Annotated in this window: 6 protein-coding genes; 1 reads left to right on the plus strand and 5 read right to left on the minus strand. The window is 71.5% G+C overall.

What is annotated here, in order from left to right:
• A partial coding sequence (locus ACWEVN_RS43525) for an acetate--CoA ligase family protein (protein WP_452055183.1) occupies nucleotides 1–1851 on the minus strand: 1851 nt, incomplete at its 3' end.
• Between the two features lie 73 nt (nucleotides 1852–1924).
• Here ACWEVN_RS43525 and ACWEVN_RS43530 point away from each other — a divergent pair.
• Complete coding sequence (locus ACWEVN_RS43530) at nucleotides 1925–2809, plus strand: acyl-CoA thioesterase (RefSeq protein WP_449683804.1); 885 nt, start codon at nucleotides 1925–1927, stop codon at nucleotides 2807–2809.
• Nucleotides 2810–2811: 2 nt separating this feature from the next.
• Here ACWEVN_RS43530 and ACWEVN_RS43535 read toward each other — a convergent pair whose 3' ends face one another.
• From ACWEVN_RS43535 to ACWEVN_RS43550, 4 genes are read right to left on the minus strand one after another with little or no spacing between them, the layout of a single operon-like run.
• Nucleotides 2812–4800: a 3-hydroxyacyl-CoA dehydrogenase NAD-binding domain-containing protein gene (locus tag ACWEVN_RS43535; RefSeq protein ID WP_452055184.1), complete on the minus strand. Its 1989-nt coding sequence runs from the start codon at nucleotides 4798–4800 to the stop codon at nucleotides 2812–2814.
• Nucleotides 4797–5933 (minus strand): acyl-CoA dehydrogenase family protein, encoded by a 1137-nt coding sequence (locus ACWEVN_RS43540; RefSeq protein ID WP_452055185.1) that lies wholly within the window; start codon nucleotides 5931–5933, stop codon nucleotides 4797–4799. Before ACWEVN_RS43540 ends, ACWEVN_RS43535 begins: the two co-directional genes overlap by 4 nt.
• Before the next feature lie 36 nt (nucleotides 5934–5969).
• A complete protein-coding gene (locus ACWEVN_RS43545) occupies nucleotides 5970–7085 on the minus strand; it encodes an ABC transporter substrate-binding protein (protein ID WP_452055186.1) in 1116 nt (371 codons plus the stop codon).
• The gene (locus ACWEVN_RS43550) at nucleotides 7078–8832 is read right to left on the minus strand and encodes an ABC transporter permease (protein WP_452055187.1); all 1755 of its coding nucleotides are present in this window, start codon (nucleotides 8830–8832) and stop codon (nucleotides 7078–7080) included. The genes ACWEVN_RS43545 and ACWEVN_RS43550 overlap by 8 nt, the downstream gene beginning before the upstream one ends.
• Nucleotides 8833–8846 lie beyond the last annotated feature (14 nt).

Raw genomic sequence — 8846 nt, forward strand, 5'->3', positions numbered from 1 at the left:
TGCCGTCTCCGCGGTGACCGGCGCGATCCGGACCGCGCTGTCGGCGAACAGCTCGGCCATGATCCCGCCGGTGGACAGCACCACCAGCGGCCCGACGTCCTCGCTCACCCGGTAGCCCACCAGCGCCTCCGCGACCCCGCCTGTGGCCATCTGCTGCACCAGCACCCGGTCGAGGGAAACCCCGTGCTCGGCCACCGCGGCGACGATCTGCTTGGCCGCCGCGCGGATTCCGGCACCGTCTTCGACGCCCAGTACCACGCCTCCGGCGTCGGTCTTGTGCGGCAGTTCCGCCGAGAGTGCCTTGACCACGACCGGAAACGCGAACGGGACGTCGATCGGCTCGTCGAGGGCGGCGACGTCGAGGACGACCGTGGGCGGGCGGGCGATCGGCAACAGCGCCGCCGACGCCCGTTCGTCGAGCACCTCGGACGTCCCGGCGGACACGGGCGCGAAAGCGGTGCCGATGCTGCACTCACGACGGCCGAACGCGGAGGCGACGACGTCCGCGCACGACTCGGGCGTGCGGAACGCGGGCACGCCGGACGCGGTGAGCAATGCGGCGGCGTCGGGCGCTTCGGGCAGGGCGAACGCGACCACCGGCACCGCATGGTCCCCCTGCTCGGCGATGGCCTGCACGGCCAGCTCCGGGTTGAGCCGCGCCGAAGACCCGATCACGAACACGATGAGGTCGAATTCGCCGCTGTCCTGCATGAGCCGCAGGGCGGCGGTGACCACGTCGTGGCGCGCCCCGGCGAGACCGAGGTCGGCGATGAGGCTGTGCGGGACCGGCGCGCCGGCGGTGTTCATGGCCGTGACCAGGTCGGCACTGGGCCCGGCGATGGTGAGACCCCGCAGGGCGAGCTGGTCGACCATGATCGCCGCTCCCCCGCCGGTCGTGGTGACCACGCCGATCCGCGGTTCGCGGGCCTTTCCGGTGGCGATCCGCTCCAGCAGCGCGGGCGCTTCGACGAGCCCTTCGAAGTGGGACACCCGCGCGAACCCGCAGGCGCGGAAGAAGGCTTCGGACTCGGCGTCTTCACCGGCCAGCGCGCCGGTGTGCGACACGGTCAGCGCGGCAGCCTCGTCGGAGCGGCCCAGCTTGTAGACGGCGACGGGCTTCCCGGCCTCGTGCGCGGCCCGCGCGAACGCGGCGAGGTCCTCGGAGTGCCGCAGCGACTCGAGGAACAGCGCGTAGGACGTGACCGCCGGATCCTCCACTGTGGACAAGCAGATCTCGCCGAGGGACAGGTCCGCCTCCCCGCCGGTCGAGACCAGGCCGGCGAACCCGACGCCGCGGCCGCGAGCCCGGCTGACCAGGGCCCCGATGACGCTGCCGGACTGCGAGGCGACGAACACCCCGCCGCACGGCGGGTCCGGCTCCCCGAAGGCGGCGTTCCCGGTCAGCATCACCCCGGCGCCCGGGTTCACCACGCCGAGGCTGCTGGGCCCGACGACCCGCACGTTCCCCTCGGCCGCGGCCGCCCGCAGCCGGTCCTCGCGCGCACGCCCTTCCGGACCTTCCTCGGCGAATCCCGACGACAGGACCGTCGCGACCCGCACACCCAGCCGGGCGCACTGGCGGACGGCGTCGATCGCCGCTTCCGCGCCGGTCATGACGTAGACGTGGTCGGGCACCTCGGGCAGGGCGGCCAGGCTCGGCCACGCCTGCTCGCCCTGGACGGTCTCCCGCCTCGGGTTGACGAAGTAGGCCCGGCCCCGGTACCCCGAGCGGGCGAGGAACTGCTGCGGCCGTCCGGTGGTCTTCGCCGGATCGTCGGAAGCACCGACGATGGCCACGCTGTCCGGGTAGAGCAGCGGGTGCAGCAGGCCGGTCTTCGCGGTGTCGCTCATCGTGCGGCTCCTTGACGTCGAAGGGCACCGGACGGCACCCGTTCCACTAACTCTATAGAGTATATTCTATGTCATGACATCTTCTGCGGCCGATCTCACGATGGGCGACGAGTCCTCGACAGCCGGACAGGTCAACGACACTTCCCTGCTCGATCGGCTGGCCGTGCACCCTCTCGACGGCGACGGGTTCTCGGGTTTCCCGCCGCGAGGATTCGCGCAACGGGTCTTCGGCGGCCACCTGCTCGGCCAGGCCGTGCTGAGCGGCGCGCACACGGTGTCCCCCGGCCGGATCGTCAACTCGCTGCACGCGTACTTCCTGCGTCCGGGCGTGGCCGGTGGCGAGCTCCGGTACGCCGTGACGCGGGTGCGCGACGGCGGTTCCTTCTCGGTGCGGTCGGTGTCGGTCACCCAGAACGGCGCGCAGCTGGCCCTGATCGGCCTGACGTTCGCCGAAAGCCGGCCACCCGTCGCCGCGGTGTCCGGGGCCATGCCGGTGGTCCCGCCGCCGGAACGCCTGCCCGCGCTGCACGAACGCCGTGCACGGGGACTCCCCGCCGACGGGATCAACCGGCCCCCGCGGCGCGACTGGCTCACCGCGTCGCGGCCACTGGACATCCGGTACGTCGACGACCCGCACCACCGGTGCTTCTGGTTCCGTTCGGGTCCCGCCGAAACCGCCGGCCGGAACGAGCACCGCGCGGTGCTGGCGTTCGCCTCGGACCGGTCCCTGCTGCCCGTGATCGACCTGGCCCGGGGCGAACTCGGCGCGTCCGGGCGCCGGGTCGCCAGCCTCGACCACGCGCTGTGGTTCCACGCCGACGTCCGGGCCGGCGAGTGGCTGTTGTACTCGCAGGACAGCCCGGCCAGCACGGCCGGGACCGGGCTGGCCCGCGGACTGATCCACGACTCCGACGGCGTCGTCGTCGCCTCGGTCGCTCAGCAAGGCGTCTTCTCCTGAATTCAGGCAAGCAGGGCGAGGTCGCCGGCGCGGAAACCCCAGCCGGCGGCCTCAGCCAGCCGCTGCTGCGCCCGCTCCAGCCACGCCGGCTCCTGGCCCGCCGCCCAGAAGGCGATGCCGCCCTCGTGGCCGGGGAACCCGTAGCCGAGAGTCAGTAGCAGGTCGATGTCGCCCGGTGCGGCGGCGATGCCGTCCGCGAGCACCAGCGCGGCCTCGTTGGCCATCGCCAGGAGCGCGCGTTCGAGGATCTCTTCGGCATCGACGGGCCGGGGCGTGACGCCTTTTTCCCTGCGGGACAGTGCGATCAGCTCGTCGACGACCGGATCGGGCAGCGGCGTGCGGGAACCCGGCTCGTACCGGTACCACCCGGCCGACGTCTTCTGCCCGAGCCGTCCTCGCTCCACGAGCCGGTCCGCGACGTCGGGATAGCGCTCCCGGGGATCGCGATCGGCGTCGTGACGGCGGCGGTTGCGCCAGGCGATGTCCAGGCCGGCGAGGTCGGCGACGGCGAACGGCCCCATCGCGAAGCCGAACCCGGTCAACGCGGCGTCGACATCGGCGGGGTGGGCACCGTCTTCCACGAGCAGCTCGCACTGACGGCGGTAGGCGTGGAAGATCCGGTTGCCGATGAAGCCTTCGCAGACACCCGCGACGACCGGGACCTTCCGGAGGGCGTGCGCGGCCGCGAAGGCGGCGTCCATCGACGCGTCCGAGGTCTGCTTCCCGCGAACGACCTCCACGACCTCGCTGCGATGCGCCGGGCTGAAGAAGTGCAGGCCCACCAGCCGCGCGGGGTCGCTCAGTTCCGCGGCGAGGACGTCGATGTCCAAATAGGACGTGTTGGTGGCCAGCGGGGTTCCGTCCGCGGTGACCTTCTCCAGTTCGGCGAGCACGTCCGCCTTGACGGTGTGGTCTTCGAACACCGCCTCGATCACGAGCCCGGCCGCGGCCAGGTCCCCGGTGGCGTCGCCGGTGGTGAGAAGTCCCTGCCCGACCTGATGGGCGCAGGCCCGCTCCAGCCCGGCCTTCGCCGCGTCCAGGGTGGACCGGTTCCGGTCGACCAGAGTGACCGCGACCCCCGCTTCGAGGAACGCGCGGGCGATCCCGGCGCCCATCGTCCCCGCCCCGACGACGCCGACCGCGGCCGGCGAGGCCCCGGCCGGACGCGTCGCCTTGCGGGTGGCGGCACGGGCGAAGAACAGGTGCCGCCGCGCCGCGGCTTCCCGGCCGGTGCGCAGCCGGTGGAACTCCGCGCGTTCGTGGCGCAACGCCGTGGCGGCGGGCAGGGCCAATCCTGCGAACACCGCACCGATCGCCGCGAGCACGGCGGGCCGGGCGCCGTACCGGGCGACCACCCGCCGGGCAACGTCCTCCAGCGCACCCGGTTCCTCGGAGCAAACCGGCTCTTCCAGCAGGTTCCGCTTCCTCTCGACGCGCCGCGCGTAGGCGATCGCCTCGTCGCGCAGGGCCCCGGGAACGACCTCGTCGATGAGCCCGTCCTCGCGCGCCTGCTCGGCCTCGACGGCCTTGCCCGAGGTGACCAGGTCGAGCACTCGCGAGGGCCGGGCCAGGCGCAGGGTCCGCTGGGTTCCTCCGGCGCCCGGGATCATCCCGAGCGTCACTTCCGGCAGGCCGATCCGGGTCCCGGCCACGGCGATCCGGGCGTCACAGCCGAGGGCCAGCTCGAACCCGCCGCCCAGCGTCGTCCCGGAGAGGGCCGCGACGACGGGTTTCGGGCAGGCTTCGATCGCGGCGATCACTTCGGGCAGTTCCGGCCGGGGCAGGTCGTCTTCGAACTCCCGCAGGTCCGAGCCGGAGACGAAGTGCCGGTCCGCGCCGATCAGCACGACCGCGCGGACGGAGTCGTCAGCCGCGGCTTCGGCGAGGGCCTTGACCAGGTCGGCCCGCAAAGCCGCGGTGGTGGTGTTGACGGGCGGATTGTCGATGACCAGGAGCGCGACCTCGCGCTCGCGCTGGAGGTGGACGGTCATCGCGGCGCCCGCTGGCTGAACCGGCGGCCGAAGATCTCTTCGGCGATGCGGTTCTTGAGCATCTCGGTCGACCCGCCGGCGATCATCCAGCCCCGGGTCCGGCGCATGCAGTACTCGACGAGCGTTTCGGTGCTGTAGCCGAGCGCGCCCATCGCCTGCATCGCGGCGTCGGCTGCCTTGAACCCCGCTTCGTTGGCGGCCAGCTTCGCCACCGACGTCTCGTAGGCCGACGGCAGGCCGTCCTCCGCATTGCGCACGGCACGGTCCAGCAGCGCCTCGGCAGCGTCGAGGGCGACGGCGACCTCGGCGAAGCTCCACTGGATGCCCTGGAACTCGTTGAGGGGACGGCCGAACTGCGTGCGCGTTCCGACGTGGTCGCGGGCGAGGGTGAACGCCAGGCGCCCCAGCGCCAAGGAGCGCGCCGCATTGCCGATGCGCTCGACGTTGAACCCGCTCATCTGCTTCTTGAACCCGCCCGGGCCGAGCAGCACGTTCTCGCGCGGGATCCGGCAGTTCCCGAAGTACAGCGGCGCCCACATCTCGCCGCTCATGTACGCCGACGGCTTGCCGAGGGTGAAGCCCGGGGTGCCGCGTTCGACCAGCACGGAGCCGATGTTGCCGGTGCCCGGCCCGAACCGGACGTAAACGAGGAACAGGGTGGCGTCGACGCTGTGCGTCGACCAGATCTTGCTGCCGTCGACGACGACGTGCTCGCCGTCCTCGGTGGCGGTCGTGGTCAGCTCGGTGGCCGCCGAACCGGCTTCCGGCTCGCTCATGCCCAGCGACAGCAGCGCCCGCCCGGCCAGCAGGTCCGGCAGGTACTTCGCCTTCTGTTCCGCCGTCCCGAACTGGGCGAAGGTGCGGATGGCGCCGAAGTTGCCCGCCTGCACGATGTCCGCGCTCTTCGGGCAGTACTGGGCGATGGCCTGGATGACGGCGACGGCGTTGCCGAGGCCGGCGCCTTGCCCGCCGTCCGCTTCGGGGATGGTCAGCCCGAGCAGGCCCTGCTGCCCGAGCAGTTCCGCCAGCTCCCAGGAGTAGCGGGGGTCGTGGGCCCGGTCGAGCGCGCCGTCGGCCAGGTGCTTGCGGGCGAAGCCGTGGACCGAGTCGAGCAGGGCTGCCCGGTCCGTCATGACTGCGGTCAAGAGAAACTCGCTTTCTGGTGGGCCTCAGCCGATGAAGCCGAAGGTGTCCTTCCACAGCTTTTCGTCGCTGCGGGCGTACTGCGCGAACCCGGCCTCGGTGAGCAGGTGGAACTTCGGGGAGTTCGCCGGGGGCAGCTGGTAGTCGCCGGTCTTGACCGGGCCGATGTCGGTGCGGACCGGCACGAACCCCTGGGCACCGACGAACCGCTGTCCCGACCGCGACAGCGACCAGTTGGCGAAGACTTCGGCGGCGGGGTTTGCGGTGCCCTTCTTCGTCAGGCCGAAGGGGCCCTGCGAGGCCGACACGCCGTCGTCCGGCACCAGCAGCTTGATCGGGGCGCCGGCGACCTCGGCGGCGAAGGCGTTGTTAAAGCTCACCGGCCCGATCGAGATCTCCCCGCGAGCGAGCGCGTCGACGTGGGTGGACGTCGAGTTGAAGATCCGCGGTTTTTGCTGCGCCTCGCGCTGGAGGAACTCCTGCCCGAAGGTCTCCAGCTGGAACCGGGTCAGCGCGTTGAGCGTGCCGCCGGTCGTGATGGCAACCATGCCGAGCTCGCCTTTGAACCGGGGGTCGAGCAGGTCGGTCCACTTCGTCGGCGGGTCGGTGACGAGGGCCGAGTTGTAGCCGACGGCGTTGACGAAGTAGTAGCCGGTGAAGAAGGTGGGGCTGGTCAGCGAGCCCTGCTTTTCGAGCAGGTCGTGGAACGGCGTCCGGTAGGGCGCGTAGACACCGGCTTGCTCGAACTTCCGCGCCACCCGGGGATCGGTGAGCCGGATCGCGTCCGCGGTCAGCTTGCCCGCGCCGTTCTCGGACAGCGCGCGCTCGGCGAGCTTGTTGTTCGGCAGCCGGGTCAGCTCGACCTTGATCCCCGTCTCCGCGGTGAACCGGGCGACGGTGAGGTCTTCGGCTTCCTTGCCCGCGGCCGAGTAGAAGACGACCTTGCTCTTCTTGGCCGCGGCGTAGAGCTGCCGGTCGGCGACCAGTTCGCCGTCGATCCGCAGGCCGTCGGTGGTGTCGACCTGAGCGGGCGGCAGCAGCCGGGCGGCCTGGTCCGTTTTGGACGGTGGGCGGCCGCAGCCGGACAGGATCAGCGTGACGACGGCGGCCACGGCCACCAGCTTCTTCGTGGAGTCAGGCACCGGGTGCTCCGTTCCGCGCGCCGATGCGCCGGGGCAGGTAGCTGAGCAGGAACATGATCAGGCAGTAGACGAGCGCGGTCGCCGCCGCTTCGCGGAGCGCGCCGCCGTTCTCGAACTGGTCGTAGATGGCGATGGACAGGATTTCTGTGTCGCTGGTGTAGAGGAACAGCGGCACCGTCAGCTCGCGCATGCTCAGCATGAGCAGCAGCAGGAAGGTGGAGAAGATCGACACCCGCATCAGCGGCACGGTGACGAAGGTGATGGCCCGCGTCCGGCGGGCGCCGAGCAGCACCGCGCTGTCCTCGAGGTCCCGGTCGGTCGCCTGGATGGCCGAAGCGATCCCGCGGAATCCCTGCGGCATCTGCACGGCGACGAAGCCGATGACCATCACCCAGAGCGTGCCGTAGACCGGGACCGGCATGACCAGCCACGTCCAGAGCAGCCCGATGCCGAGCACCACCGCCGGGATCGCCAGCGGCACCATGGCCACCGCCTCGATGGCGGCCCGCGCGTACGAGCTGGTCCGGTACACCGCGTAGGCCGCGGCGAAGGCCAGCACCGTGCCGCCCCCGGCGGCCAGCACCGCGACGAAGACGCTGTTGAAGGCGGCGCCGGTGAACGCGTCCGAGGTGATCGCGCTGACGAACGAACTGATGTCCAGCGCGCCGGGTTCGGCGAGGCTGCCGAAGGAGCGCATGTACGGCGACACCCGCACGGCGGTGAGGAACAGCCCGGCCAGCGGCAGCACGATCGACAGCAGGAAGTACAGCACGGCCGCGAGCAGCACCGGCGTCCGCCAGCGGCCCAGCGCCAGCGTCCGCGGCTTCACGCCCTTGCCGGAAACCGTGGTGAACGACCGCTTGCCGAGGAACCGCCGCTGCGCCAGCGTGACCGCGACGACGACGGCCACCAGGACCACCGCCAGCACGGACGCCTCGTTGCCGCGCGAGGGCGTGGTGTTCATCAGCTTGTAGATGAACGTCGGCAGCGTGTCGACCCCGCCGGGGGTGGCCAGCACCTGCGCCACCGGGAAGTTCTCGAAGACCAGGATGAAGATCAGCAGGCCGGAGCCGAGGATTGCGGGCAGCGACAGCGGCAGCGTCACCGACCGGATGGTCCGCAGCGGCGAACCGCCGTGCACCCCGGCGGCGTCCTCCAGGTCCGGGTTCATCAACGCCATCGAGCTGTGGATCATCAGGAAGGCATACGGCGCGTAGTACATCGCCATCACCGTGACGACCCCGCCGATCGAGTACATGTCGACCGGACCGGTCAGCCCGAGGTCGCGGAACCCGACGTTGATCAGGCCCGCGCCCGGGCTGCCGAGGATCGACCAGGCCAGCGCCCCGACGTAGGAGGGCAGGAACAGCGGCATCAGGCCGATCAGGAACACGAAGGCCTTGGCCCGGACGTTGGTACGCGCGGCGACGAACGCCAGCGAGCCGCCGATGAACAGCGCGAGCACAGTGGCCAGGACGGCGATGAGCACGGAGTTCAAGGCCGCGCCGAGCACGCCTTCCTCGACCAGCACGCCGAAGTTGCCGAGGGTGAGCGACAGCCGGATGCTGCCCGGGCGCGGTACGTCGTCGCTGAATGCCGCCAGCAGGATGAACCCGGCCGGAACCAGGATGAGGAACGCCAGCACCAGCAGCAGAGGCAGGCCCAGGAGCCGGGCCCGCCGCCCGGGCCGTCCCCGCCGGCGCGTGGCCGGAGCCGCCGGAGGCTCGCGCAGCAGCGTCGCGCTCATGCCGCGATCACCGC

This window comes from Amycolatopsis sp. NPDC003861, from assembly GCF_053605405.1.